Origin of the sequence: Streptomyces sp. CB02009 (assembly GCF_001905825.1) — a bacterium.
GTDB lineage: Bacteria > Actinomycetota > Actinomycetes > Streptomycetales > Streptomycetaceae > Streptomyces.
Genome location: NZ_LIVV01000005.1, coordinates 804627 through 828848, shown reverse-complemented (window position 1 = coordinate 828848; position 24222 = coordinate 804627). Strand labels below are relative to the sequence as shown.

General features: G+C 71.7%; 23 protein-coding genes and 1 tRNA gene. 14 read left to right on the top strand and 10 right to left on the bottom strand.

Translation table 11 applies throughout. The features are described from left to right. The first annotated feature begins 88 nt into the window (after positions 1-88). On the top strand, positions 89-556 hold the full coding sequence (locus AMK27_RS23390; protein ID WP_073911644.1) for a GNAT family N-acetyltransferase: 468 nt from the start codon (positions 89-91) through the stop codon (positions 554-556). 69 nt (positions 557-625) lie between these two features. Here the strand turns inward: AMK27_RS23390 and AMK27_RS43070 are convergent, their stop codons facing one another. Further along, entirely contained in the window at positions 626-784 is a 159-nt protein-coding gene (locus AMK27_RS43070; RefSeq protein ID WP_198955925.1) for a hypothetical protein, read from the bottom strand. Between the two features lie 90 nt (positions 785-874). Beyond that, positions 875-1555 (bottom strand): phosphate signaling complex protein PhoU, encoded by a 681-nt coding sequence (gene phoU / locus AMK27_RS23385; protein WP_030323218.1) that lies wholly within the window; start codon positions 1553-1555, stop codon positions 875-877. A 275-nt stretch (positions 1556-1830) separates the two neighbouring features. Between phoU and AMK27_RS23380 the strand changes: the two genes are divergently transcribed. Both AMK27_RS23380 and AMK27_RS23375 read left to right on the top strand, forming a co-directional pair. Continuing rightward, a complete protein-coding gene (locus AMK27_RS23380) occupies positions 1831-3060 on the top strand; it encodes a sensor histidine kinase (protein ID WP_073911641.1) in 1230 nt (409 codons plus the stop codon). Further along, on the top strand, positions 3057-3737 hold the full coding sequence (locus AMK27_RS23375; protein WP_015035162.1) for a response regulator transcription factor: 681 nt from the start codon (positions 3057-3059) through the stop codon (positions 3735-3737). Before AMK27_RS23380 ends, AMK27_RS23375 begins: the two co-directional genes overlap by 4 nt. A 151-nt stretch (positions 3738-3888) precedes the next feature. Here AMK27_RS23375 and AMK27_RS23370 read toward each other — a convergent pair whose 3' ends face one another. After that, entirely contained in the window at positions 3889-4509 is a 621-nt protein-coding gene (locus AMK27_RS23370) for a DUF461 domain-containing protein (RefSeq protein WP_073911639.1), read from the bottom strand. Between the two features lie 750 nt (positions 4510-5259). On the opposite strand from AMK27_RS23370, the gene AMK27_RS23360 reads away from it, so the two are divergent. The 6 genes from AMK27_RS23360 (at position 5260) to AMK27_RS23335 (ending at position 11737) form a co-directional block, all read left to right on the top strand. Continuing rightward, a complete protein-coding gene (locus AMK27_RS23360; RefSeq protein WP_003953493.1) occupies positions 5260-5742 on the top strand; it encodes a CarD family transcriptional regulator in 483 nt (160 codons plus the stop codon). A 420-nt stretch (positions 5743-6162) separates the two neighbouring features. Then, complete coding sequence (ispD, locus tag AMK27_RS23355) at positions 6163-6912, top strand: 2-C-methyl-D-erythritol 4-phosphate cytidylyltransferase (protein ID WP_073911636.1); 750 nt, start codon at positions 6163-6165, stop codon at positions 6910-6912. Next, positions 6902-7411 carry a 2-C-methyl-D-erythritol 2,4-cyclodiphosphate synthase gene (gene ispF / locus AMK27_RS23350; protein ID WP_073911635.1) on the top strand — a complete coding sequence of 170 codons (510 nt, stop codon included), beginning with the start codon at positions 6902-6904 and terminating at the stop codon, positions 7409-7411. The genes ispD and ispF overlap by 11 nt, the downstream gene beginning before the upstream one ends. A gap of 124 nt (positions 7412-7535) precedes the next feature. Beyond that, positions 7536-8933 carry a cysteine--tRNA ligase gene (gene cysS / locus AMK27_RS23345; protein ID WP_073911633.1) on the top strand — a complete coding sequence of 466 codons (1398 nt, stop codon included), beginning with the start codon at positions 7536-7538 and terminating at the stop codon, positions 8931-8933. Between the two features lie 100 nt (positions 8934-9033). Next, entirely contained in the window at positions 9034-9993 is a 960-nt protein-coding gene (gene rlmB / locus AMK27_RS23340) for a 23S rRNA (guanosine(2251)-2'-O)-methyltransferase RlmB (protein WP_073911632.1), read from the top strand. A gap of 106 nt (positions 9994-10099) precedes the next feature. Next, positions 10100-11737 carry a DoxX family membrane protein gene (locus AMK27_RS23335; protein WP_073911630.1) on the top strand — a complete coding sequence of 546 codons (1638 nt, stop codon included), beginning with the start codon at positions 10100-10102 and terminating at the stop codon, positions 11735-11737. Between the two features lie 103 nt (positions 11738-11840). Here the strand turns inward: AMK27_RS23335 and AMK27_RS23330 are convergent, their stop codons facing one another. The 3 genes from AMK27_RS23330 to AMK27_RS23320 all read right to left on the bottom strand — a co-directional run bounded on the left by AMK27_RS23330 (position 11841) and on the right by AMK27_RS23320 (position 14424). After that, positions 11841-12557 (bottom strand): nucleotidyltransferase family protein, encoded by a 717-nt coding sequence (locus AMK27_RS23330; RefSeq protein ID WP_073911628.1) that lies wholly within the window; start codon positions 12555-12557, stop codon positions 11841-11843. Positions 12558-12663: 106 nt separating this feature from the next. Next, positions 12664-13074, bottom strand: a complete 411-nt coding sequence (locus AMK27_RS23325) for a hypothetical protein (protein ID WP_073911627.1) — start codon at positions 13072-13074, stop codon at positions 12664-12666. A 252-nt stretch (positions 13075-13326) separates the two neighbouring features. Further along, the gene (locus AMK27_RS23320; protein ID WP_030323200.1) at positions 13327-14424 is read right to left on the bottom strand and encodes an ABC transporter ATP-binding protein; all 1098 of its coding nucleotides are present in this window, start codon (positions 14422-14424) and stop codon (positions 13327-13329) included. A gap of 182 nt (positions 14425-14606) precedes the next feature. Between AMK27_RS23320 and AMK27_RS23315 the strand changes: the two genes are divergently transcribed. Beyond that, positions 14607-14683, top strand: a tRNA-Thr gene (locus AMK27_RS23315). 163 nt (positions 14684-14846) lie between these two features. On the opposite strand, the gene AMK27_RS23310 is transcribed toward AMK27_RS23315, so the two are convergent. The 3 genes from AMK27_RS23310 to AMK27_RS23300 form a co-directional block, all read right to left on the bottom strand. Next, a complete protein-coding gene (locus tag AMK27_RS23310; RefSeq protein WP_073911625.1) occupies positions 14847-17057 on the bottom strand; it encodes an FG-GAP repeat domain-containing protein in 2211 nt (736 codons plus the stop codon). A gap of 133 nt (positions 17058-17190) precedes the next feature. Next, complete coding sequence (locus tag AMK27_RS23305; protein WP_073911623.1) at positions 17191-17607, bottom strand: hypothetical protein; 417 nt, start codon at positions 17605-17607, stop codon at positions 17191-17193. A 106-nt stretch (positions 17608-17713) separates the two neighbouring features. Beyond that, positions 17714-18007 carry a hypothetical protein gene (locus AMK27_RS23300; protein ID WP_073911621.1) on the bottom strand — a complete coding sequence of 98 codons (294 nt, stop codon included), beginning with the start codon at positions 18005-18007 and terminating at the stop codon, positions 17714-17716. 287 nt (positions 18008-18294) lie between these two features. On the opposite strand from AMK27_RS23300, the gene AMK27_RS23295 reads away from it, so the two are divergent. Next, on the top strand, positions 18295-20406 hold the full coding sequence (locus AMK27_RS23295) for a restriction endonuclease (protein WP_198955924.1): 2112 nt from the start codon (positions 18295-18297) through the stop codon (positions 20404-20406). Between the two features lie 101 nt (positions 20407-20507). Here the strand turns inward: AMK27_RS23295 and AMK27_RS23290 are convergent, their stop codons facing one another. Continuing rightward, entirely contained in the window at positions 20508-21896 is a 1389-nt protein-coding gene (locus AMK27_RS23290) for an NAD(P)/FAD-dependent oxidoreductase (protein ID WP_073911619.1), read from the bottom strand. A gap of 164 nt (positions 21897-22060) precedes the next feature. Here AMK27_RS23290 and AMK27_RS41930 point away from each other — a divergent pair, with 164 nt between their 5' ends. The 3 genes from AMK27_RS41930 to AMK27_RS23275 all read left to right on the top strand — a co-directional run bounded on the left by AMK27_RS41930 (position 22061) and on the right by AMK27_RS23275 (position 24218). Beyond that, positions 22061-22777, top strand: a complete 717-nt coding sequence (locus AMK27_RS41930) for a DsbA family protein (protein ID WP_073911618.1) — start codon at positions 22061-22063, stop codon at positions 22775-22777. 9 nt (positions 22778-22786) lie between these two features. Next, positions 22787-23674: an aminoglycoside phosphotransferase family protein gene (locus AMK27_RS41925; RefSeq protein WP_073911611.1), complete on the top strand. Its 888-nt coding sequence runs from the start codon at positions 22787-22789 to the stop codon at positions 23672-23674. 64 nt (positions 23675-23738) lie between these two features. Then, entirely contained in the window at positions 23739-24218 is a 480-nt protein-coding gene (locus tag AMK27_RS23275) for a GNAT family N-acetyltransferase (RefSeq protein ID WP_073911608.1), read from the top strand. Positions 24219-24222: the final 4 nt, after the last annotated feature.

The following is a 24222-nucleotide window of genomic DNA, read 5'->3' as shown; positions in this document are numbered from 1 at the left end:
CACACCGGGGCGCCGCCGCCCCCGCCCCCGCCCCCGCCCCGCCGAAATCGGCGCGACGGCCGCCCGCGGTCCGGCTACCGTCCGGGCCATGACCACCGCGCTCCGCCTGGAGAAGATCACCCCCGCCACCGTCGACGCCGCCCTCGCCCTGCGCGTCCACCCCCATCAGGAGCGGAACGTCGCACCCGTCTCGACCTCCCTCGCCGAGGCCTACGCCTTCGGGGAGGCCGCCTGGCCGCGGCTGATCTTCGACGGGGACCGGCTCGTCGGCTTCCTGATGGCCTTCCTCGACCTCCAGTGGAACGCCGAGAAGGACCCCGACGACCGCCGCAGCGGTCTCTGGCGGCTCAACATCGCCGCCGACGGTCAGGGCAAGGGGTACGGCCGGTTCGCCGTCGAAGCCGTCCGCGACGAGCTGCGCCGGCGCGGCGCGTCGCAGCTGTACGTCACCTGGGAACCCGGCGAGGACGGGCCCGGCGCCTTCTACGAGCGGCTCGGCTTCCGTCCCACGGGGGAGACCAGCGGCGACCAGATCGTCGGCGTGCTGGACATGTAGGGAGGGGGAGAGACGGGACGGAGGGGGTGGGGTGCGGCATCCGCACCCCACCCCCTCCGCCGCACCCGATCAGCCCGAGCAGCCGCCGCACTGGCACGGGCCGCCCGACTGGCAGCCGCAGCCGCAGCCCGAGCCGCACCCGCAGGCGCCCAGGAGGGGCAGACGCACCGCCTCGCGCGGTGCCTCCGCCCCGGAGTCGGTCACGGTCGTGTCGGGGGATTCGGCCATGGGGGTCCCTCCCTTTCGAGGCGCACATCGCCTCCCCCCATTGCATGCCCACCCGGACCGGCGCATCAACGGCGCATCGGCGCCCGTGCGCTACGCGCCCTCGACCGGCGCGTCCGCCGCCTGGAGCTCGTCCGCGTGCTCACCCGTCACCAGGTACACCACACGCTTGGCCACCGACACCGCGTGGTCGGCGAACCGCTCGTAGTAGCGGCCGAGCAGCGTCACGTCGACCGCCGTCTCGATGCCGTGCTTCCAGCGGTCGTCGATCAGGTGCTGGAACAGCGTCCGGTGCAGCAGGTCCATCTCGTCGTCGTCCTGCTCCAGCTGGAGCGCCAGGTCGACGTCCTTCGTGATGATGACCTCCGCCGCCTTCGCCATCAGGCGCTGCGCCAGCTGCCCCATCTCCAGGATGGTCGCGTGCAGGTCGCGCGGCACCGCGGACTCGGGGAACCGCAGCCGGGCGAGCTTCGCCACGTGCTGGGCCAGGTCGCCCGAGCGCTCCAGGTCGGCGCTCATGCGCAGCGAGGTCACCACGATCCGCAGGTCCGTCGCCACCGGCTGCTGCCGCGCGAGCAGCGCTATCGCCCGGGCCTCCAGCTCGTGCTGGAGATCGTCGACCTTCTGGTCGGCGGCGATCACGCTCTCCGCGAGCTTGAGATCCGCGTCGAGCATCGCCGTGGTGGCGCGCCCGACAGCCGACCCGACGAGCCGGGCCATCTCGACCAGGCTCTCGCCGATCGAGTCCAGTTCCTCGTGGTACGCGTCCCGCATGGATGTCCCTCTCTACGCAAAGCTCGGCAAAGCTCCGGGGTCCGGATGGGGCCTCGGATCCCCACGTTCCCACCTTCGGCCCCTCACGCGTCCGGCTCCACCCGCACACATGAATCAATACTTTCCCCAAGGTGAACTCTGGGCGACGTAAGCCGCCGCCCCTCCCGGTGCATATGAACCAACCAGGTCCTCGGGGTGAACTCTGAGCGACGAGTGTTCGAGGAGCCACTCGGACGGCTGGGAGAGAGTCCTCGCACCCGCATAACCTGGGAGGCATGGACGTGAACGCGGCGGTCGCCGCATTGGCCGCGATCGCCGGAGTGTGCACCGGCGTGATCGCCATGCTGGCGTTCCGCTGGAGCGAGCGCGACCAGGCGAGACCCACCCGTACCTCTCTGCACACCGACGCCGTGCTCCCGCCCGGCGTCGACACCGTGCTGTCCGTGCTGCGCTCCTCCGCGGTCGTCCTCGACGAGAGCGACTCCGTGGTGAAGGCCAGCTCGGCGGCGTACGCACTCGGCCTGGTCCGCGGCGGGAAACTGGCTGTCGAGCCCATGCTCAACATGGCCCGTGACACCCGCAGGGACGGAGAGATACGGCAGGTCGAGCTGGACCTGGCCCGGCGCGGCAGCGGACGCGGCGAGGCCCTCGCCGTCTCCGCCCGGGTCGCCCCGCTGGGCTCGCGCCTCGTGCTGCTGCTGGTCGAGGACCTCACCGAGGCCCGTCGTATCGAAGCGGTACGGCGCGACTTCGTCGCCAACGTGAGCCATGAGCTCAAGACCCCGACGGGCGCGCTCTCCCTGCTCTCCGAGGCGGTCATGGACGCCTCGGACGACCCCGAGGCGGTCACCCGCTTCGCCGGCCGCATGCAGATCGAGGCGACCCGCCTCACCAACCTCGTACAGGAGCTCATCGACCTCTCCCGCGTGCAGAACGACGACCCGCTGGAAGACTCCGAGCCCGTGTCCGTGGACGAACTCGTCGCCGAGGCGATCGACCGCTCGCGGCAGCCCGCCTCCACCAAGCAGATCACCATGGTGTCGGGGGGTGCGGCCGACCTCCATGTCTGGGGCAGCCGCGGTCAGCTCGCCGCCGCCCTGGGCAACCTCGTGGAGAACGCCGTCAACTACTCACCGGCCCGGACGAGGGTGGGCATCGCCGCCCGCCACATCGCGGCGCCGGGCGGGGACCTGATCGAGATAGCCGTGACCGACCAGGGCATCGGCATCTCCGAGCGGGACCGCGAGCGCATCTTCGAGCGCTTCTACCGGGTCGACCCGGCCCGCTCCCGTGCCACCGGCGGTACGGGACTCGGCCTGGCCATCGTCAAGCACGTGGCCGCCTCCCACGGCGGAGAGGTCACCGTCTGGAGCACCGAGGGCCAGGGCTCCACCTTCACCCTGCGGCTGCCCGAGGCGGGCACCGTACGGGACCGCCGACCCGCCTCGTCCCCCACCCCTGATCTCATGACCGAACCGCTCCCTGCCCCGGAGGTCCTTCCGTGACCCGAGTGCTTGTCGTCGAGGATGAGGAATCCTTCAGCGACGCCCTGTCCTACATGCTTCGCAAGGAGGGCTTCGAAGTCGCCGTAGCGGCGACCGGGCCCGACGGCCTCGACGAGTTCGAGCGCAACGGGGCCGACCTCGTCCTCCTCGACCTGATGCTTCCGGGGCTCCCCGGTACCGAGGTGTGCCGTCAGCTGCGCGGCCGCTCGAACGTCCCCGTCATCATGGTGACGGCCAAGGACAGCGAGATCGACAAGGTCGTCGGGCTGGAGATAGGAGCCGACGACTACGTGACGAAGCCCTTCTCCTCGCGGGAGCTGGTCGCCCGCATCCGCGCGGTCCTGCGCCGCCGCGGTGAGCCGGAGGAGGTCACGCCGGCGGCCCTGGAGGCCGGCCCGGTCCGGATGGACGTCGACCGCCACGTGGTGACGGTCGCGGGCGGCAAGGTCGACCTGCCCCTGAAGGAGTTCGACCTCCTGGAGATGCTGCTGCGCAACGCGGGCCGCGTGCTGACCCGTATGCAGCTCATCGACCGGGTCTGGGGCGCGGACTATGTCGGCGACACCAAGACCCTCGACGTCCACGTCAAGCGCCTCCGCGCCAAGATCGAGCCGGACCCGGGCGCCCCGCGCTACCTGGTGACGGTCCGGGGCCTGGGCTACAAGTTCGAGCCGTAGACCGGACGGCGGCCGGGAGGCCGTGGACCCGGACAGCGGGGACGCCCGGGCCGTGGACCGGTCCTCGGCCCGGGCGTCCGGACGGCAGGAGATACGTGAAGGGCGCCCTCCCCGGCCGGGGAGGGCGCCCTTCACGTGTGCGTACGTACGGTCAGTGACCGGCCGCGTGGCTCGCCTCGCCCGACGGCTCGGCGCCGTGCTCGCCCTCGCCCGAGGGCGACGCCGTGGCGGTCGGCTCGGCGCCCGGGGGCGCCGGGAGGATGGTCGGGCCGAAGTCCTTGAAGTAGCTCGCCGCCGGGACCACGAAGGCGTCCAGGCCGACGTCGCCGGTGCGGCTGAGCTTGAAGACGACCTTCTGCGCGTCGCCGTCGCGGGTGGCTTCGCTGCCGTTCTCGATGACGGCGGAGGCGTTGCCCTCGCCGCCGATGACGACGGAGCCGTTGGCCGGGACGACGACCGGGCCGGCGCCCGTGGCCGGCTTCAGCGCCACGGCGGCGTTGGTGCCCGGCAGGGTGATGGACTGGATCGTCTGGGGCAGCCCGCCGTTGTTGAAGACGGTGGCCGAGACGACGGCCGGGCCCTTGGCGACGTCCAGGGGCTGGGTGATCACCAGCGCGTTCTGGATCTTGACGTCGTCGACGGTGACGGCGGCGTTGTCCGGCTTGACGCCGAGCGTCTGCGCGTCGTTGCCCGCACCACAGGCGGACAGCGCGGCGACGGAGAGAACGATGGCGGTGGCGGCGAGGGTGCCGCGTCGAAGGCTGCGGCTCACGGCGGCGGCATCTCCTAGGACGTTCGGACGGGCTACGGACAGGCTTCGGACTGCTTCGGCACCAAAGACCGACTAAGACCAGCTAAGACCAACTAAGGGTGTGTCAGCGCGCTCAGGTTACCGAGCCGCACTCTCCGTCCCGCACCCGACCCGCCCCTTACCGGCCACGCGGGTCTCCGGGTGCTGCCGGGGCGCGGTCCGGGCGGGCGGTCCGGTGGAGGTCCGGTGGCGGTCCCGGTTCGGCTCCCGGGGACCTCCCGGGACCGTCCCCGGAACGCCCGGCCGCCCTCCGCCGTTCTCGCCACGCACCGGCCGTCGTGGCCGGATCACGACCCATTGACCTGTTGTTCACATAACTGCCTTGATCAATTCGAGGGCCCCCCCGCATTCCCCGGAGCCGTACCTCCGGAAAAGCCCCGACCGGCGTCCGCTGATCAATTACGGAATCACCCCGTGATGCATCCGTACGGGTGGACGATCCTCGAACGGAGTACGTGGGGAAGGCCCCGCCGAACCCGACAAAACGGGGCATCAACCCTCTCCGGAGGGGCTCCGGGTAGGTGTAACGTGCGCGTTTCTCTCCGTCCGCGCAGCCGCTCCGACCTGCGAATACCGCCTTCCGGAAGCCCTCCGCAGCACGATCGTGTTGCTGTTGTCAAGCCCCGAGATATGCCCTGACCTGCGAAAACGCCATTCAGAAGAAGCCGTATCCGTGTTACCCTGGATAGCCACGGAAGGGGTACCTGTCACATGACGTTCAAGGTTGGCGACACCGTGGTCTATCCCCATCACGGGGCCGCGCTGATCGAGGCCATCGAAACTCGCCAGATCAAAGGCGTGGACAAGACCTACTTGGTGCTCAAGGTCGCGCAGGGCGACCTGACGGTTCGTGTGCCGGCGGACAATGCGGAGTTCGTCGGTGTTCGCGACGTAGTCGGTCAGGACGGGCTGGACCGGGTCTTCGAGGTGCTGCGCGCGCCGTACGCCGAAGAGCCGACGAACTGGTCCCGTCGCTACAAGGCAAATCTCGAGAAGCTCGCCTCCGGCGATGTCATCAAGGTCGCCGAAGTAGTCCGCGACCTGTGGCGGCGTGAGCGCGAGCGCGGTCTCTCCGCCGGTGAGAAGCGCATGCTCGCGAAGGCCCGGCAGATTCTGGTCAGCGAGCTGGCCCTCGCGGAGAACACGAACGAGGACAAGGCCGAGGCTCTCCTCGACGAGGTCCTCGCGTCCTGAGCGTGCTCTGACGACATCCGAGCGCGCTACCAAGTGAAGCGATGCCGCGGTGCCCGTCGGCGTGCTGTGATCCACACAGTGCTGCCGCCGGGCACCGCGGCATTTCACGCGTGCGGCAACGGCTGCGGTGTCTCACCCTGTGGTGTCTCACCACCGTGCTCCCGCACCACTTCACCCCTGCGTACCACTCACCCCTGCGACACCGCACGGCCGCGACAGCACGCATGCTCCTGTACGCACTTTCGCGTACACGCGTTCATGTACGTATGCTCTCGTTCCCCCTGTTACGTCCGAACCCCTGTGCGCGGGCGCCAACGCCTCGACCGTCGTCACGGAAAGGGCCCGGTCAAGGCGGAGCGTCCGGCACGGTGAGGCCATACCCATGTCGGCCGCGGAAACAAACCTGCCGGAGTGCAACCGATGTCAGACGAAGCGCGTCCTTCTCGTACCGCCGTGGTGATCCCGGCCGCCGGACGGGGCGTACGCCTCGGCCCGGGCGCCCCCAAGGCGCTGCGCGCGCTGAACGGCACCCCCATGCTCATCCACGCCGTCCGCGCGATGGCCGCCTCACGCGCGGTCTCGCTCGTCGTCGTGGTCGCACCCCCCGAGGGCGCCCCCGAGGTCAAGAACCTCCTCGACGCCCACGCCCTCCCCGAGCGCACCGACTACCTGGTCGTACCCGGCGGTGACACCCGCCAGGAGTCCGTACGCCTCGGGCTCGACGCCCTCCCCGAGGGCATCGGCATCGTCCTCGTCCACGACGCGGCCCGCCCGCTCGTCCCCGTCGACACCGTGGACGCGGTCATCGAGGCCGTACGGGACGGGGCCGTCGCCGTCGTCCCCGCGCTGCCCGTCGCCGACACCGTCAAGGAGGTCGAGCCGGCCGAGCGGCCGGGCGACCCCGAGCAGGTCGTCGCCACCCCGGTCCGGGCCCGGCTCCGCGCCGTCCAGACCCCCCAGGGCTTCGACCACGACACCCTGGTCAACGCCCACGCCACCGTCGCCCTCACCGGTGAGGGCGCCACCGACGACGCCGGTATGGTCGAGCGGCTCGGCGCGCCCGTCGCCGTCGTGCCCGGCCACGAGGAGGCCTTCAAGGTGACCCGCCCCCTCGACCTCGTCCTCGCCGAGGCCGTACTCGCCCGCAGGAGGGCCAACGATGGCTTCTGAGCCGATGAACCTCCCCCGTACCGGCATCGGTACCGACGTCCACGCCTTCGAGAAGGGCCGCGAACTCTGGTGCGCGGGCCTCCTCTGGGACGAGTCCGCGAGCGACGGATACGGCCTCGCCGGGCACTCCGACGGTGACGTCGCCGCCCACGCCGCCTGTGACGCGCTCTTCTCCGCCGCCGGCGTCGGCGACCTCGGCGCCCACTTCGGCACCTCCCGCCCCGAGTACTCCGGCGCCTCCGGCGTCACCCTGCTCGCGGAGGCCGCCCGGATCGTCCGCGCCGAGGGGTACGAGATCGGCAACATCGCCGTCCAGGTCATCGGCGTCCGCCCCAAGGTCGGCAAGCGGCGCGACGAGGCGCAGAAGGCGCTGAGCGAGGCGGCCGGCGCACCGGTCTCCGTCTCCGGCACCACGACGGACGGCCTCGGTCTGACCGGCCGCGCGGAGGGCCTCGCGGCGCTCGCGACGGCCCTCGTGTACCCGGTGGCCCGCCCGTAACCGCGCGCCGGAGCGTCGGTCGTCACGTTCACCGGTACCGGCATCCACCGGTACCGGTGAAAAACGTCATCGGAGACGGGGAACAGGTATCGGGGCACTACCACACGCCCACTACCCTGGAGTGGTGACTATTCGCCTGTACGACACCAGCGCCCGGCAGATCCGTGACTTCACCCCGCTCACGCCGGGCCAGGTCTCGATCTACCTCTGTGGTGCCACCGTCCAGGCGGCCCCGCACATCGGCCACATCCGTTCGGGGCTGAACTTCGACATCATGCGCCGCTGGTTCGCGTACCGCGGTTACGACGTCACGTTCATCCGCAACGTCACCGACATCGACGACAAGATCATCAGGAAGGGCGCCGAGCAGGGCCGCCCCTGGTGGTCCATCGGCTACGAGAACGAGCGCGCGTTCAACTCCGGTTACGACGCGCTCGGTTGCCTGCCGCCCAGCTACGAGCCCCGCGCCACCGGGCACGTCCCCGAGATGATCGAGATGATGCGCGGCCTCATCGAGCGCGGCCACGCGTACGAGGCCGACGGCAGCGTCTACTTCGACGTGCGCTCCTTCCCGGGCTACCTGGAGCTTTCCAACCAGGACATCGACGACCTCCGCCAGCCCGACGAGGGCGTCTCCGGCAAGCGCGACCCCCGCGACTTCGCCATGTGGAAGGCGACCAAGCCGGGCGAGCCCGACTGGGAGACCCCGTGGGGCCGCGGCCGCCCCGGCTGGCACCTGGAGTGCTCGGCGATGGCCCACAAGTACCTGGGCTCCGCCTTCGACATCCACGGCGGCGGCCTCGACCTGATCTTCCCGCACCACGAGAACGAGATCGCCCAGGCCAAGGCCTTCGGCGACTCCTTCGCCCAGTACTGGGTGCACAACGCCTGGGTCACCATGAGCGGCGAGAAGATGTCGAAGTCGCTCGGCAACAGCGTGCTGGTGTCCGAGATGGTGAAGAACTGGCGCCCCATCGTCCTCCGCTACTACCTGGGCACCCCGCACTACCGCTCGATGATCGAGTACGGCGAGGAGTCCCTGCGCGAGGCCGAGTCGGCGTTCGCCCGGATCGAGGGCTTCGTCCAGCGCGCCACCGAGAAGGCGGGCAAGGACGTCGCCCCCGCCGCCGAGGTGCCGCCGGCCTTCGCCGAGGCCATGGACGACGACCTGGGCGTGCCGCACGCGCTCGCGATCATCCACACCACCGTCCGGCAGGGCAACAGCGCCCTCGCCGCGGACGACAAGGAGCAGGCCATCGCCCGCCTCGCCGAGGTCCGGGCCATGCTCGGCGTCCTCGGCCTGGACCCGCTCGACCCGCACTGGGCCGAGGAGACCGGTGGCGGCGACGAGCTCCACGGAGCCGTCGACACCCTCGTACGGCTCGTGCTCCAGCAGCGCGAGTCGGCGCGCGAGCGCAAGGACTGGGCGACCGCGGACGCGATCCGCGACCAGCTCAACCAGTCCGGCCTCGCCATCGAGGACAGCCCCGACGGCCCCCGCTGGACGCTGGGCAACCGTTAGAAGACGTGCCGCTCGGGCCTCCGGGCGGCACACTTCAGTTACAGACCTTGTACGAGGGCCGAGTACGCCCCCGTACGCAACACCGAGGATGAGAGTAGTCATGGCCGGGAACAGCCAGCGCAGGAACCGTCGCACGTCCAACAAGAAGGGTGCGACGATCGGCAGCGGTGGCCAGCGGCGCAAGGGACTCGAAGGCAAGGGCCCGACGCCCAAGGCCGAAGCCCGCAAGGGCCACAAGGCCTTCCGCGTCACCAACGCGATGGCCCGCAACGCGGCCAAGCGCAAGCCCGTCGTCCGCCGCGGCGGCAAGGGCCAGTCCGAGATGGTCGTCGGCCGCAACCCGGTCTTCGAGGCCCTGCGCGACGGCGTGCCCGCCTCGACGCTGTACGTGCAGCAGTTCATCGACAACGACGAGCGCGTGCGCGAGGCCCTGAACCTCGCCACCGGCCGCGGCAACATCAACATCATGGAGGCGCCGCGCCCCGAGCTCGACCGGATGACGAACGGCCTGAACCACCAGGGCCTCGTCCTCCAGGTCCCGCCGTACGAGTACGCGCACCCCGAGGACCTCGTCACGGCCGCCTTCGACGACCACGACGACCCGCTGATCGTCGCCCTCGACGGTGTCACCGACCCGCGCAACCTCGGCGCCGTCGTCCGCTCCGTCTCCGCCTTCGGCGGCCACGGCGTCGTCGTCCCCGAGCGCCGCGCCGCCGGCATGACCGCCGGCGCGTGGAAGACCTCGGCCGGCACCGCCGCCCGTACCCCGGTCGCCCGCGCCACCAACCTGACGCGCTGCCTGGAGCAGTACCAGAAGGCCGGTGTCACGGTCGTCGGCCTCGCCGCCGACGGCGACCGCGAGGTGCACGAGCTGGAGGAGCTGGGCGGCCCGGTCGTCATCGTCGTCGGCTCCGAGGGCAAGGGCCTGTCCCGCCTCGTCGGCGAGACCTGCGACTTCCTCGTCCGCATCCCGATGCCGGGCGGCGCCGAGTCGCTGAACGCCGGTGTCGCGGCCGGTGTCGTGCTCTACGAGGCGGCCCGCCGCCGGATGGCCCGCTGACACCGGGCCGGTAGTACTTCCGGCCTCGGCCGTGGCGTGATCTTGACGGGTCTCGGACATTTGCGAGCCGTCAAGGCAGTGTCCTAAACCCAGATCACTCGGTTAGATGAGTGTGGACACCAGAACGCCCCGGCCGGGGTTCGACGATCAGCCCGCGTTGAGCATGGTCAAGGTGGATTCCGATCCCGCCCAGGTGATCGTGAACCACGCCAGCTTCCGTGTGCGGCTCGCGCCGGCTCCGCAGCCGAAGATCGGCGCCCGCACCGCAGCCCTGTCCGGGGCCGGGGCAGGCGCGGGCGGAGCCCGCCGTCGTCCCGTCGTGTGGACCGGAAAGTCCTCACCGGGCGCGACCGGCCTCCTCCAGGCCGTGCGGGAGTCCTCCGTCTCCACGCTCGAGCCGTCGGTCGGCCACGGCGGCCGTGACGGCGGCCTCCGCGGCCGCGGCGGCCACGCGGGCGTCGACGCGGGCTCCACCCAGGCGATCCCGCGCTTCGACGACACCATGCCCACCCCCGTGGTGACCGCCGACTCCGGCCCCCTGCTGCCGCCGATGCGCCGCGCCGAGGGCGCGTACGACGACCTGTACGAGCTCCGGCCCGAGGCCGAGGGCCCCGGCTCGGCGGCGTACGAGGACGAGACCGCGGAGGCCCGGCCCGCACAGCGCCACGGCCAGGACTCCGTCCGGCACGCCTACTACCCCGGCCGCCGGATGAACCTCGGCGTCGTCCTCCTCCCGCTCCGCGTCTTCCTCGGCTTCATCTCCATCTACGCGGGCATGGGCAAGCTCTGCGACCCCGTCTACTTCGACGGCGGCGAGCGCGGCTCCATGGTCAAGTGGCTCAACTCCCTGCACCCCTGGCCCCTCGCCGAACCCCTCCGCGACTTCGCCCTCCAGCACCCGGTCGGCGCCGGACTCACCGTCGCGTTCCTCCAGGTCGTCGTCGGCGTCCTCACCGTCCTCGGCCTCTGGCAGCGCGTCGCCGCCGTCGTCGGAGCCCTGCTCTCCGCGGCGCTGCTCCTCACGGTCAGCTGGAAGACCGTCCCGGTCTACGACTCCGCCGACATCATCTTCCTGGCCGCCTGGTCCCCGCTGATCATCGCCGGCGCCCCGGTCTACTCGATCGACGGCCGCCTCGCCGGCGAGGCGTGGCGCACCCTCGGCCCGCGCGCCGACCTCTGGGACCTGCGCCGCCGCGTCATCCGCCGCAGCACCCTCGTCGCCGCGGTCGTCGTCGGCCTCACCCTCCTCGTCGGCTCCGTCCTCGGCGGCGCCGTCCGCTCCACCGAGATGGTCACCGTCCCCGGCCCCAACGACGACCCGATCAACCACCTGCCGGGCCGGCCGCTCCCCACCGAGCCGAAGCGCCAGGCCCCCTCCAAGACCGCCTCGTCCACCGTGCCCGCGCCCGCCGCGACCAGCGAGGCCCCGGCCGAGCGCGAGAAGACGCAGGAGGCGACCCGGCCGACCGAGACCACCCGCGAGGCCACCCGGACGCAGGAGCAGCGCCCGACGGCCACGCAGGGCACGGGCACCGGCACCGGAGGCGGCGGCAGCAGCCGTACGCCCACGCAGTCCGACCCGGAGCCCCCGCCGTCCACCAGCGACACCCCGAGCAGCACGGGCGGCAGCTCGTCGAGCGGCGGCTCCGGCGGCGGCTCGACCGGTTCGACGGGCAGCACGCCGTCGGAGCCCGGCTCGACGTCGGGCGGGGCGAAGAACCCGATCGGCGGACTGCTGGGCTGAGAACACCGGCATGGACACGAAGGGGCGGCACCGCGCGAACGCGGTGCCGCCCCTTCGCGCGGTGCTGCTTCTTCGTACGGCGGCGTACGAGGGCGGGTGTGTCTCATCCCCGCTGTGCGGCAAGCTCCTTGGCGGCCTCGGTGAGGTCCTTGGCGGTGTCGATGGCCCGCCAGTAGGCCCCCTGGGGCAGCGGGAAGCCGGCCAGCCGGCGCTCCCGGGCGAGCCGGGGGAACGTGGTGCGCTCGTGGTCGCCCAGGTCCGGGAGGAGCTCCGTGAAGGCCGCGGAGAAGACGTACACGCCCGCGTTGATGAGGAACGGCGACGGCGGCGCCTCGATGAAGTCGGTGATGTGGCCGAAGGTGTCGGTCTCGACGGCGCCCCACGGGATGCGGGGGCGGGCCAGGGCGAGGGTGGCGAGGGCGTCGCGCTCGTCGTGGAAGGCGGCCATCTCGCGCAGCGAGAAGCGGGTCCAGATGTCGCCGTTGGTGGCGTACCAGGGCCGGTCCGGCGCGGGCAGATGCGCGGCGGCGTACTTGAGGCCGCCGCCGCGGCCCAGCGGCTCGGTCTCGACGACCGTGGTCACCTTGAGCGGAAGGTCGGCGCTCTCCAGCCACTCCTGGAGCACTTCGGCGAGGTGGCCGCAGGAGACGACGGCGTCGGTCACGCCCTCGGCGGCGAGCCAGGAAAGCTGATGGCCGATGATCGGGGTCCCGGTGCCCGGGATCTCGACCATCGGCTTGGGGCGGTCGTCGGTGTACGGGCGGAGCCGTGAGCCCTGGCCGCCCGCCAGGACCACGGCCTGCGTCGGAGTGGTGTGCATACGGGGAACGATAGGCGTCCCGTACGTCCGGCGGCCGGACGCCCGACGGCCGGACGCGCGTCGTGGCTCAGCGTCGTCGCTCCGAGTCTCTGCTCTGCGTCGTCGCTCAGCTCGCGCGCATCACGCCGGTCGCGTACGAGGTGTCGCAGACCGGCCGCGAGAAGCCCTGGGCGCGGGAGGGGCCGTACTGCTCGACGGCGGCGCGGCCGAGGGAGCGGGCGATGGACATGCAGTGCTTGGCGAGGGAGGGCCGGTTCTCCACCTCGCGCTGGAGGTGGGTGAGGGCGACCCCGGGGTCCTTCTCCTGGAGCTCGGCGAGGAGCTGGTCGCGCAGAACGTCCTGCGGGGCACGGGACTTGGCCCGGACGGAGACCTCGGAGGAGGACGCCGTCAGCTGGGTCCCGGCGTCCTCGCCGGCCCACGGCACGGCGGACACCGCGAGCGTTCCCGAGAGCACCAGGACGACGGGCAGGACGAGGGCGAGAGAGCGGCCGATTCGGCGGGCAGTAGGCGTCACGCAGGCGAGCGTAGCGGCCGGTAGTGATATGGCGACATTTAGTCACTCTCGCGGGGGATGGTTCGAAGTGGCTTTTCGAATTCCGTGTTGACGCGAGGGGTGGGGGCGGGCCGGGAATGCCGGGGTTTTCCCGGTAAACCCCCCGTAGGTGTCCTCGTCCGTCGAGCGGGCCGCCATCAAGACGAACGACCCCGCATCTGCAAGAGATACGGGGTCGTGCGGTCGGCTTGGGCGGGTGCCGGCTGCCGAGGGTCAGTCGCTGAGGCGGGCGCCGGTCGACGTCGAGAAGACGTGGAGCTCGGCGGCGCGCGGGACGACGTGCAGCGTGGTGCCCTTGGCGGGGACGTCACGGCCGCCGACGCGGACGACCAGGTCCTTGTCCTCGCCGCCGACGCGGGTGGAGCCGTACACGAAGCCGTCGGAGCCGAGCTCCTCGACGACGTTGACGGTGACGGCCAGGCCGTCCTTGCCGGTGGGGCCCTGTACGTCGAAGTGCTCGGGGCGGACGCCGACGGTGACGGTGGTGTCGCCGTTGGCGGAGGCGGCGGCGATGGCGTCACGGGAGACCGGGACGACGCTGTTGCCGAACTTGACGCCGCCGTCGGTGATCGGGACCTCGACCAGGTTCATGGCGGGGGAGCCGATGAAGCCGGCGACGAAGAGGTTGGCCGGCTTGTCGTACATGTTGCGCGGCGAGTCGACCTGCTGGAGCAGACCGTCCTTGAGGACGGCGACGCGGTCGCCCATGGTGAGGGCCTCGGTCTGGTCGTGGGTGACGTAGACCGTGGTGATGCCGAGACGGCGCTGGAGGCCGGCGATCTGCGTACGGGTCGACACGCGGAGCTTGGCGTCGAGGTTCGACAGCGGCTCGTCCATGAGGAAGACCTGCGGCTCACGCACGATGGCGCGGCCCATGGCGACACGCTGGCGCTGACCGCCGGAGAGCGCCTTCGGCTTGCGGTCGAGGTACTCGGTGAGGTCCAGGATCTTCGCGGCCTCTTCGACCTTGGTGCGGATCTCGGACTTGTTGACACCGGCGATCTTGAGCGCGAAGCCCATGTTGTCGGCGACGCTCATGTGCGGGTACAGCGCGTAGTTCTGGAACACCATGGCGATGTCCCGGTCCTTGGGCGGCAGGTGCGTGACGTCGCGGTCACCGATGCGGATGGAGCCGGCGTTGACGTCCTCGAGACCCGCGAGCATGCGCAGGGAGGTCGACTTGCCACAGCCGGAGGGCCCGACGAGGACGAGGAACTCGCCGTCGGCGATCTCGATGTCGAGCTGGTCGACGGAGGGCTTGGTGGCACCGGGGTACACCCGGGTCGCCTTGTCGAAAGTGACGGAAGCCATGGTGATGTGTCCCTTCACCGGCAGGAACGTGCCGGACGATCCGAGTAAAGGAAGGATTGAGGTCTAGTCCACCTGGGTGAACTGCACGTGACGCTACCTGGCGCCGCGGCATCTGTCAGCACTCCACCCGGGGTGAGATTTCCGACCGTCGCGGGGACGAGGTTGGTTACACTGCACTCGCTGCCTCCTTAGCTCAGCTGGCCAGAGCACCGCTCTTGTAAAGCGGGGGTCGTCGGTTCGAACCCGACAGGGGGCTCCAGGCAGGAACGTCGAAGGCCCCCAACCGATCTTGGTTGGGGGTCTTCGGCATCTACGGGTGACATCAGCGAAAGCCGTCAGGGGTGGCCGGGCCTGAGCTCCTGTCTGACGCCCTGTTCCAGCCCGGCCGCCTTCCGTACGCCTGACGGCTTGGGTTGGCGGGGTCAGAACACGGGGTCTGCCGTGATCGCGCCGACCTGGTCCAGGTTCATGATCTCGCCGCTCCGGAAGGGGGCCTTCCAGTCGCCCGTGCTCTTGTACAGCTTCGGTGTCTCGTAGGCCGCCCCGAGGCCCATGAGATCGGGGCGCCCGTCTCCGTCCGCGTCGCCGGCCGCGATCAGTGGACGGAACGCGTTCCAGCCGCCGCCGATCTTCGTGCGGGGTGCGAACGTGCCGTCGCCCTTGCCCAGGTAGAGCCAGAGGACACCGTCCTTGTCGCGGGCGACGAGGTCTCCGGCGGAGCCGCCCGCGATGTCGGCGACTGCGGTGATGTCGTTGTAGATCCCCCAGCCGGCACCGACCTTCTTGCGGGTGAGGAACGGCTTCGTGGCGTTGCCGGTGCCGGGGTAGAGCCAGAGCACGCCGGACCTGTCGGTGGCGAGCGCGTCCACGCGGCCGTCGCCGGTCAGGTCGCTGCCGGACGTGATCTTGTCGTAGGCCTGCCAACCCCCGCCGACCTGGACCCGGGTGGCGAAGTTGCCGGTGCCCGTGCCCTGGTACAGCCAGAGCACACCGGACGTGTCGCGGGCCAGGAGGTCGCCGACCGGCGTACCGCCCAGGTTGCCCGCGGCCTCGATCCGGTCGTAGACGCCCCAGCCCGAACCGAGAAGGGTCCGGGGCCCGGCCTCGTTGATGCCGCGCCGCTCGTCGATCGGGCGGTAGAACAGATCCGTTCGCCACAGTCGGCCGGCAGAGTCCCGGCTGAGCATGTCGGGGCTGCCGTTGTCGTTGAAGTCGTGCGGCTGCGCCTTGCGCACGACCTTGAACGCGCCCTTGGCGGTGACGGCCGGGCCGATGCCGTTGACCGGCTCGCCGGTCATCTCCCAGGTGTAGTCGCCGTTGGGGACGCTCTCGTCCCAGTTGTTGTCGACCCAGCTGACCGCCGGTGCACTGGTGGAGAGGTCCGGAGAGGTCAGCACCTGGGTCTTTCCGGTCCGCACATGGCGGATGGTGATCTTCGGGCTCCACACGTCACGGGAGAGCGTCCACCTGAAGACGAACCCGTTGACCCGGTCGAGGTCGAGGACCGCCGGGGGCACGGTGGAAGCCGTGGCGACGACCTCGGTGGGCCTGCCGGTCGCCGCGATCAGCTCGGCCTTCAGGCTGTCGCCGCCCGTGGCCGCGATCCGGTACATGCCCTCGCCCCGGCCGACAACGCCGCCGCGCGCGTACAGGCTGCCGTCGGGTGCGGACGTGAACTCGTAGGCGTGGTCGAGCACCTTCACCATCGTCCTGGTGGTGAGGTTGTAGGCGGTGATGGCGTGGTGGGCGCTGGGCTGGGCGAAGCTCATGCCGCCCTTCTGTCCGTACAGGACCCAGTCGCCGACCAAGCCCACCTGGAGGTTGCCGAGTGACGGCACCGGGGGCACCGGGGCCTCCTGCACGGTGCCGGTGGCCCGGTCCGCGGCGAAGACCCGGGGTCCCCGGTCCGTCGCTGAAGCGCTGGTCCAGGCGATGTGGGTCGAGGAGACCGCCTGTGCGCCCATCCCGGGGGTGGCGAGAGTGAGGACGCCGGTGGCGAGGTCGAGGAGGCCCCAGCCGCCCAGGCCACTCCGTATGAAGGTGACCTTGGCGTGGGAGGGCGTCGCGGGTGTGACCATGACGGAAACCGCGTCGGCGGGAAGGCCCGTGACCGTCACCTCGGCGGTCTCGTCGACGTGCTTGCGGAGCACCGTGCCGGCGTCGGTGACGATGGTGGTGAAGACGGCGTCACTGGCCGCGCCCGCCCACTTGGCGTCCCCCGGGAGGGAGCCGACGGGGATCTCGAGGGAACCGGACGTCGTCAGGTTCCGCTGGGTGATCTTGCGCCCGTCCCTGAAGACCAGGAAGTCGGTCGTCGGCGTCGATCGCAGGTAGACGGCGCCGTCGTACGCCTGCCCGGAGCCGTCCGAGTAGCGTCGGAAGGTCGTGACGGCGGTGTTGGAGGTCGTCAGGAAGCCGGTCACACCGGCCCCGACGAGCCTGCTGCCCCCCGGATACCCGATCGGGTCCGCGGTCGCGATCGGGTCCGCGGTCGTCTTCGCGTCCGCCGCGAGCAGTCGGCCCGCGGCCGGAGCGGCGTGCGCGGGAGCGGCCGACGTCGCCCCGAGTGTGACGGCGAGAACGGTGGTGACGGCGCCGGTGAGCCGCCGTCGCGTCGAACGGGCCAGAGGCACGGGCGATCCTCCTCAAGTCATCAGGCACACCATGCGCCTCATGAATAAGACCCTTGAGTAGTCGCATGGTTGTACGACGACGGCCTTGTGATCGTGCCGCTCGGCCCGGCGCGGGTGGGTGCGTGGGTGCCGGTCAATCGGCGTTCGTGTGCGGGCCGTTCGGTTCTCGTGGGGCCGCGACGACGATCTGGTTCTCGTCCTCGTAGATGATCCTGCCCGGGTTCGAGGACTCCAGGCGGTGGCACTCCACGCCGTGCGCGGCGAGGAGGCGTACGTAGCCGTCGACGCGTGCGATCAGATCGACGGCGGTTGACTTGAACCAGGCCACGGCCCCTGGATGCACCTCGGGGTCGTACACGTCCGGGTCGACGTGCGTCGGGTTCGTGTAGTTCGCGTCGTACCAGTCGTTGTTGGACCTCCAGAACCGGTACTGCTCCTCGGTCAGCCTGCCCTGTGCCGCGAGTTCGTTCGCGAGCACGAAGACGCCGGGGAAGTGTCCTCGCGGATGCCTCAACCTTCCCTGGAACCGGATGTACGTCGTGCGGTCCACGCGTGTCCCCTCATGCCGGTCTGCGCTGTCGGGAGCGGATCCTAGGCGTTGTGCTTCGGGCCGGGGGAGGAGAGACCCCCGGCCTGTTCCGGCCGGGGGCTTTCCCCTACCGCACCACGACGTTGTGTGCCGGGATGATCGTGGGCTGGATGTCGGCGTGGCCGAGGTCCGCCAGGATCGGGCCGAAGGTCTTCGCGTGGGCCTCGAGGGCCTCCGCGCTCTCCCAGACCTCCGTGACGCGGAACCCTCCGTCGACCGGTCCCGCCGCGTGCGAGATGAGGCCCGGGTCCCGCACGTCCGCGAACCGGGTGAAGCCCCGTCCGTCGGTCACGCGGTCGATGACCGTGTCGTAGAGCTCCTGTCCGGCGCCTGGCAGGTCGAACGTGACGATGATGGCCATGGGGGTGCCCCTTCTCGGTCCGTCGTTCAGTTGTCGCGTGTGTCGATCTGTTCGCCGCTCGGCCGCTGCGTCGGCTCCGGCGGCTGCGTCGGCCGTGTCGGCGACGTCGCGATACTAGCGGGCTGTGATCGGGTGTGTGCGCAGAGTGGTGGCATGGTCCGTCTCAAGAGGTGCCTTCGGTGGGCCTGTTGTGTGTTCGTGTGTTGCTTGGGCGGGTGGTCCGGGACACTTGGTCGTTACGGGGGCGTACTGGTGGCATGGGGTGTTCTGCGGGAGGGGTGGGGCTGATGGGGCGGCGTTCCGGGGGGCTGATCGGGGTGTGGGCCGAGCAGCAGCGGGTGGCGCAGCGGCAGCGGGAGGGGCAGCACCAGGCCGTGCTGCGGCAGCAGCGGGACGCCGAGCGGGTGCAGCGGGCGTACGAGCGGGACGTCGCCCGGATGCAGCGGGAGCAGAAGGCCGCCTACCGGCAGCAGCGCGAGGCCGATGCCCTGCGGCGGACCCAGGAGTTGGACGCGCGCGTGCAGGAGCTCGAAGGGCTGCTGGCCGCCGGGTGCCGGGCGCCCGCCTTCAGCGTCGACACGCTGCGGCGGGCCGAGGACATCGAGCCGTTCTCGCCCGGGCCGCTCGGGCAGCCCGTACCCATGCCCGACCAGCGGTTCTACCAGCCCGAGGCCGCCTGGACCGCCTCGGGGCGGGCCCAGGCCGAGCGGGACGCGCGTGCCCGGTTCGAGCGGGACTGGTACGCCGCCCAGGCCGCCGAGGCCCGGCGCGTCGAGCAACTCGCCGCCTACCGGCAGGCGTACGACACATGGGCCGCCGAGCGGCTCGCCGAGATCCGCGCGCACAACCGCGGGGTCGCCGGGACCGAGGCCGCCCTCGGCGGCGGGGACCCCGAGACCGTCGTCGAGTTCTTCTCCGCCGTGCTCTTCGCCTCCACCGCCTGGCCCGAGGGCTTCCCCCGCGAGGTGTCCGCCGCCTACGAGCCCGCCCGGCGCCGGCTCGTCCTCGACTGGGACCTGCCCGGGTACGACGTCGTCCCCGAGGCCAAGGGCGTCAAGTACCTGCCCAGCACCGATCAGGAGAAGGACGTCCCCCGGCCCGTCACCCAGCGGCGGGCCCTCTATCGCGACGTGCTCGCCCAGAGCGTTCTCCTCGCCCTGCACGAGCTCTTCCGCGCCGATCGCTCCGGCGCCCTGGAGGCCGTCACCCTCAACGGGTACGTCGGCGGCGTCGATCCCGCCACCGGGCTCGCCGGGCGGGTGTGCGTCGCCTCGGCCGCCGTCGGCCGGGACGTCTTCGAGCGGCTCAACCTGGAGTTCGTGGGCGCCGTGGAGTGCGTGACCGGCGCCCTCGGCGGGCGGCTCTCCGCCAAGCCCGACGAACGCGTCGCCGTCGCCCCCCTCGGCACCCCCGAACAGGTCGGGGCCGAGGTCGTCGTGCAGGGGGACGGCGACGAGCCCGATCTGCTCGCCATGGACCCCATCGCCTTCGAGGGGCTCGTCGCCCAGCTCTTCCGCGCCCGGGGCCTGCAGGCCGTCACCACCCAGCGGTCCAACGACGGCGGCGTCGACGTCGAGGCCCTCGACCCCGACCCCATCAGCGGCGGTTCCATCCTGGTCCAGGTGAAGCGGTACCGGAACACCGTCCCGCCCTCCGCCGTACGCGATCTCTTCGGCACCGTGCAGAGCGCCGGCGCCAACAAGGGCGTCCTCGTCACCACGTCCGGGTTCGGGCCCGGCTCCTACACCTTCGCCAACGGCAAGCCGCTGACCCTGATCTCCGGGATCGAGCTCGTCGACCTGCTGCACCAGCACGGGCTCCGCGGGCGGTTGGGGCCCGGGACGGCCCCCGCGTCGTCGCCCGCGTCACCCGTCGCGCCGGTCGCACCCGCCGCCCCCACCGCCGAGGCCGACGCCGACTTCAACCTCCTCGGGATGGACTGGGCCGGGTCCGCCGCCCTCGACGTCTGCGCGCTCGTCTGCTCCGGTCAGCGGGTGCTGGGCGACGAGTGGTTCGTCTTCTTCAACAACCCTGCCACGCCCGACGGTTCCGTCGCCATGGTCGCCGCACCGCCCGGCGACCGGGCCGCCGTCCGGGTCGGCTTCGACGCCCTGCCGCCGTCCGCCGACCGGCTCGTGCTCGTCGCCGCCGTCGACCCCGAGGTCAATCCGGACGCCGACCTCGGCGGGTTCACCGACGCCGGCATCCGGCTGCGCGACGACTCCGGCGCCGAGCTCGACCGGCTCGTCGTCTCCGACGGCCGGCCCGGCGAGACCGCGCTCGTCCTCGGCTCCTTCCGGCGGCGCGCCGGCGACGACTGGGACTTCGTCCTCGGTGGGAAGGGGTACGGGGGCGGCCTTGAGGAGCTCGTCGGGGACTTCGGTATCGACGTGGAGTGAGGGAGGGGGAGTGGCCCGCACCCCCCTGTGCGGGGGCCGCGCCCCTTCGCGGGGCGCCGGGCCCCTTCGCGGTGGCCGCGCCCCCTTCGCCTCCCCCGCTCTCAGCGCCCGCTCAGCCGGTTCGCCAGCGTCGCCACCCGGTCCGTCGTCGCCGAGTGGCCCGTCGTCTCGCGGCGGTCCGCGCCCCGGAACGCCGCGTACATCGTCTGCACACCCAGCCAGCGCAGCGGCTCGGGTTCCCACTTGCGGACCTTGTGGTTCACCCAGGGGAGGGCCGTGAGGTCGGTCGGGCCCGACTGGCCCGAGTCCTGCTGGATGAGGTCGCGCAGGGTGCGGGCCGCGAGGTTCGCCGTCGCGACGCCCGAGCCGACGTAGCCGCCCGCCCAGCCCAGGCCCGTCGAGCGGTCCAGGGTGACCGTGGCGCACCAGTCGCGCGGGACGCCGAGGACGCCGGACCAGGCGTGGTCCACCCGTACGCCCGCCAGCTGGGGGAAGAAGCGGACCAGGATGTCGCGGAGGGCCTCGATCGTCTGCGGCTGGGTGCGGCCGTCGTTGTCGGTCTTCGAGCCGAAGCGGTACGGGACTCCCCGGCCGCCCAGGGCGATGCGGCCGTCGGCGGTGCGCTGGGCGTACATGTAGGCGTGCGCCATGTCGCCGAGGGTCTCGCGGCCCTCCCAGCCGATCGACTCCCACTGCGCGTCGGTGAGCGGTTCGGTGGCGATCATCGAGGAGTTCATCGGCAGCCAGGTGCGGCGCTGGCCCGCGAGGGAGGCCGTGAAGCCCTCGGTGCAGCGCAGGATGTACGGGGCGCGGACGGTGCCGTACGGGGTGACGGCGTGCTTGGGCTTGATCTCGGTGACCGGGGTGGACTCGTGGACGGTGACGCCGAGCGCCTCGACGGCCGCCGCGAGGCCCTTCACCAGTTTCACCGGGTGCAGGCGCGCGCCGTGCGGGGTCCAGGAGGAGCCGACGGCTCCGGTGACGCGGACGCGGTCGGAGGTCTCGCGGGCCCCGTAGAGCTCCCGGTCCGTCTCGCCGAAGGCGATCTCGGCCGCGTGGAACTCCTTGAGGCGGGCCAGCTGGGCGGGTGAGAGGGCAACTTCGAGGACGCCGCCGCGGTGCTGGTCGGCGTCGATCTTCTCGGTCTCGCAGACGTCGAGGACCTCGGTGACGGTGGCGTTCATGGCCTGCTGGAGGCGGACGGCGGCCTCGTGGCCGTGGAGTCCGGCGTAGCGGTCGCGGCCGGCGATGCCGTTGTAGAGCCAGCCGCCGTTGCGGCCGGAGGCGCCGTAGCCGCAGAACTTGGCTTCGAGGACGGTGATGTTGAGGAAGGGGACGGCCTTCTTGAGGTAGTAGGCGGTCCACAGGCCCGTGTAGCCGCCGCCGACGATGCAGACGTCGGCGGTGGTGTCGCCGGGGAGCGGTTCGCGGGGATCGGGGGCGCCGTCCTGCGCGTACCAGAACGAGATGCCGCCGTTGACCGTACTCATGTGTATCCCTCTTCCGGGTGCGTGGGCGGGAGGTTACCGGGGGCCTTGGTCCTGTGGATACGGGTCGTTCGGCGGCGGTTCCGGGACGGGGTCCGGCCTAGCTTCGAGGGTGGACGGCGCACGTGCGGCCGCCACGGATTCCGTCGTTCCGGAAGGACTCTCCCATGCCCGTACGCAGGACCCGGCGCCTGGTCGCCGCGGGTGTCTCGGCAGGTCTCATCGGCCTTGCCGCGGTGGGGTGTTCGGAGGGCGGGGCGCCGGCGGCCACCGTGGTGGCGGTGGCTCCGGAGGGGCACGCGGACGTGCTCGCGGGGCTTCCCGCGGCCGTGGACGGTACGAAGATCGTCGTCGGTGACGCGCACGCTCCGCACACGGTCACGGTGTACGTGGACCCCCGGTGCGGCTACTGCGCGAAGTTCGAGGCGAGCGGCGGGACGGTCCTCGCGGAGGAGGCCGCGGCGGGCGCGGTGAAGGTCGAGTACGTCGTCGCGTCCTTTCTCGACGACCGGACCGGCGGCACGGCCTCGGCGCGGGCCGCGAACGCGCTGCGGGCGTCGGTGGAGGCGGGGCCGGGGAGGTTCGCCGCGTTCCAGGCGGCCCTCTTCGCCTCGCAGCCGGGCCCCGGGTCCCGGGACGGGTACTCCGTCGGGCATCTGCTGCGGATCGCGGAGCGGGTGGAGGGGCTGCGGAGCGCGGCCTTCGACCGGGCCGTACGGGAGAACGCGTACCAGCGGTGGGTGGCGGACTCCGAGAAGGCCTTCGAGGACTCGGGCGTCGGCGGCACGCCGACCGTCCTGGTGGACGGGGCGGGGCTGCCGGGCGGGGACGCCCTGTACGACGCGGCCCGATTCTCGGAGGCGCTGCGCGACGCGGGTGTCTAGGGTCGTGGGGTGATTCACGTACCGGACCAACTTGTCGCGTCTCAGGTGAAGTACAACGGGGAGGCAGGGCGGGCGTTCGTCGCCGCGCTGCCGGAGCAGGCCGAGGAGTTCCTCGACCGGTGGGGGCTCCGGGTCACGGGGCCGTCCATGTACGGCATGGCGTCGCTGGTGCTGCCCGTCGAGCGGGTCGCCGACGGCACGCCGGCCGCGCTGAAGATGCAGATCCTCGACGAGGAGACCGAGGGGGAGCCCGTCGGGCTCCGCGCCTGGGACGGCGGCGGAGTCGTCCGTCTCCTCGACCACGACGCCGGTACGGGCACGATGCTGCTCGAACGGCTCGACGAGGCCAGGCCGCTGAGCTCCGTCGCCGACACGCGGGAGGCGATGGGCGTCGTCGCGGGGCTCCTCGCCCGGCTGGTGGCGCTGCCGGCGCCGGAGGGGATGCGGGGGCTCGGCGACATCGCGGCCGGGATGCTCGCGGACGTGCCGGACGCGGTCGGACGCCTCGGCGCGGAGGACGCGGCGGTGCTGAAGGACTGCGCGGCGGCCGTACGGGAGGTGGTGGGGGAGCCGGGCGACCGGCTGCTCCACTGGGACCTGCACCTCGACAACGTCCTCGCGGCCGAGCGCGAGCCGTGGCTGGCGATCGACCCCAAGCCGCTCGCGGGCGACCCGGGCTTCGACCTGCTGCCGGCCCTGATGGACCGCTTCGACCCGGTCGACGTCCTGTGGCGCTTCGACCTCCTCGCCGAGGTCGTCGGCGACCGGCAGCGGGCGGTGGCGTGGACGCTGGGCCGGGTGCTGCAGAACGGGCTGTGGGACGTGGAGGACGGGGAGCCGGGCCTGGACGCGGAGCAGGTGGAGGTGGCGCGGATCCTGCGGGCGGCGCGGGGGTGAGGCGGCCGTCGGCCCCGGCGGAACCCCCTGGCCAGGACCGGGGCGGCCGGGGCAGGCTTGTCCCATGATCCGTACAGCCACGCCTGCCGACGTTCCCGTCATCCACGCCCTCGTCCGCGACCTCGCGGAGTACGAGAAGGCCCTCGACGAGGTCCGCACCACCCCCCAGCAGCTGCAGGAGGCCCTCTTCGGCGAGCGCCCCGCCGCCTTCGCGCACGTCGCGGAGGCCGAGGACGGGGAGGTCGTCGGCTTCGCGCTCTGGTTCCTCAACTTCTCGACCTGGCGCGGGGTCCACGGCATCTACCTGGAGGATCTGTACGTCCGTCCGGAGGTGCGCGGCGGCGGCCACGGCAAGGCGCTGCTGACCGAACTGGCCCGGATCTGCGTCGAGCGCGGGTACGAGCGCCTGGAGTGGTCCGTCCTGAACTGGAACAAGCCGTCGATCGACTTCTACGAGTCCCTCGGCGCCCGCCCGCAGGACGAGTGGACGGTGTACCGGCTGACGGACGGGGCGCTCGCCGCGCTGGGTGGGGCGGGGGTGTAGGAAG

What these genes read in the sequence shown, in the direction of transcription:
- AMK27_RS23390 (WP_073911644.1), top strand. Translation starts at nt 89, where the DNA reads ATGACCACCGCGCTCCGCCTGGAGAAGATCACCCCCGCCACCGTCGAC.
- AMK27_RS43070 (WP_198955925.1), bottom strand. Translation starts at nt 784, where the DNA reads ATGGCCGAATCCCCCGACACGACCGTGACCGACTCCGGGGCGGAGGCA.
- phoU (WP_030323218.1), bottom strand. Translation starts at nt 1,555, where the DNA reads ATGCGGGACGCGTACCACGAGGAACTGGACTCGATCGGCGAGAGCCTG.
- AMK27_RS23380 (WP_073911641.1), top strand. Translation starts at nt 1,831, where the DNA reads ATGGACGTGAACGCGGCGGTCGCCGCATTGGCCGCGATCGCCGGAGTG.
- AMK27_RS23360 (WP_003953493.1), top strand. Translation starts at nt 5,260, where the DNA reads ATGACGTTCAAGGTTGGCGACACCGTGGTCTATCCCCATCACGGGGCC.
- ispD (WP_073911636.1), top strand. Translation starts at nt 6,163, where the DNA reads ATGTCAGACGAAGCGCGTCCTTCTCGTACCGCCGTGGTGATCCCGGCC.
- ispF (WP_073911635.1), top strand. Translation starts at nt 6,902, where the DNA reads ATGGCTTCTGAGCCGATGAACCTCCCCCGTACCGGCATCGGTACCGAC.
- rlmB (WP_073911632.1), top strand. Translation starts at nt 9,034, where the DNA reads ATGGCCGGGAACAGCCAGCGCAGGAACCGTCGCACGTCCAACAAGAAG.
- AMK27_RS23335 (WP_073911630.1), top strand. Translation starts at nt 10,100, where the DNA reads ATGAGTGTGGACACCAGAACGCCCCGGCCGGGGTTCGACGATCAGCCC.
- AMK27_RS23330 (WP_073911628.1), bottom strand. Translation starts at nt 12,557, where the DNA reads ATGCACACCACTCCGACGCAGGCCGTGGTCCTGGCGGGCGGCCAGGGC.
- AMK27_RS23320 (WP_030323200.1), bottom strand. Translation starts at nt 14,424, where the DNA reads ATGGCTTCCGTCACTTTCGACAAGGCGACCCGGGTGTACCCCGGTGCC.
- AMK27_RS23300 (WP_073911621.1), bottom strand. Translation starts at nt 18,007, where the DNA reads ATGGCCATCATCGTCACGTTCGACCTGCCAGGCGCCGGACAGGAGCTC.
- AMK27_RS23295 (WP_198955924.1), top strand. Translation starts at nt 18,295, where the DNA reads ATGGGGCGGCGTTCCGGGGGGCTGATCGGGGTGTGGGCCGAGCAGCAG.
- AMK27_RS23290 (WP_073911619.1), bottom strand. Translation starts at nt 21,896, where the DNA reads ATGAGTACGGTCAACGGCGGCATCTCGTTCTGGTACGCGCAGGACGGC.
- AMK27_RS41930 (WP_073911618.1), top strand. Translation starts at nt 22,061, where the DNA reads ATGCCCGTACGCAGGACCCGGCGCCTGGTCGCCGCGGGTGTCTCGGCA.
- AMK27_RS23275 (WP_073911608.1), top strand. Translation starts at nt 23,739, where the DNA reads ATGATCCGTACAGCCACGCCTGCCGACGTTCCCGTCATCCACGCCCTC.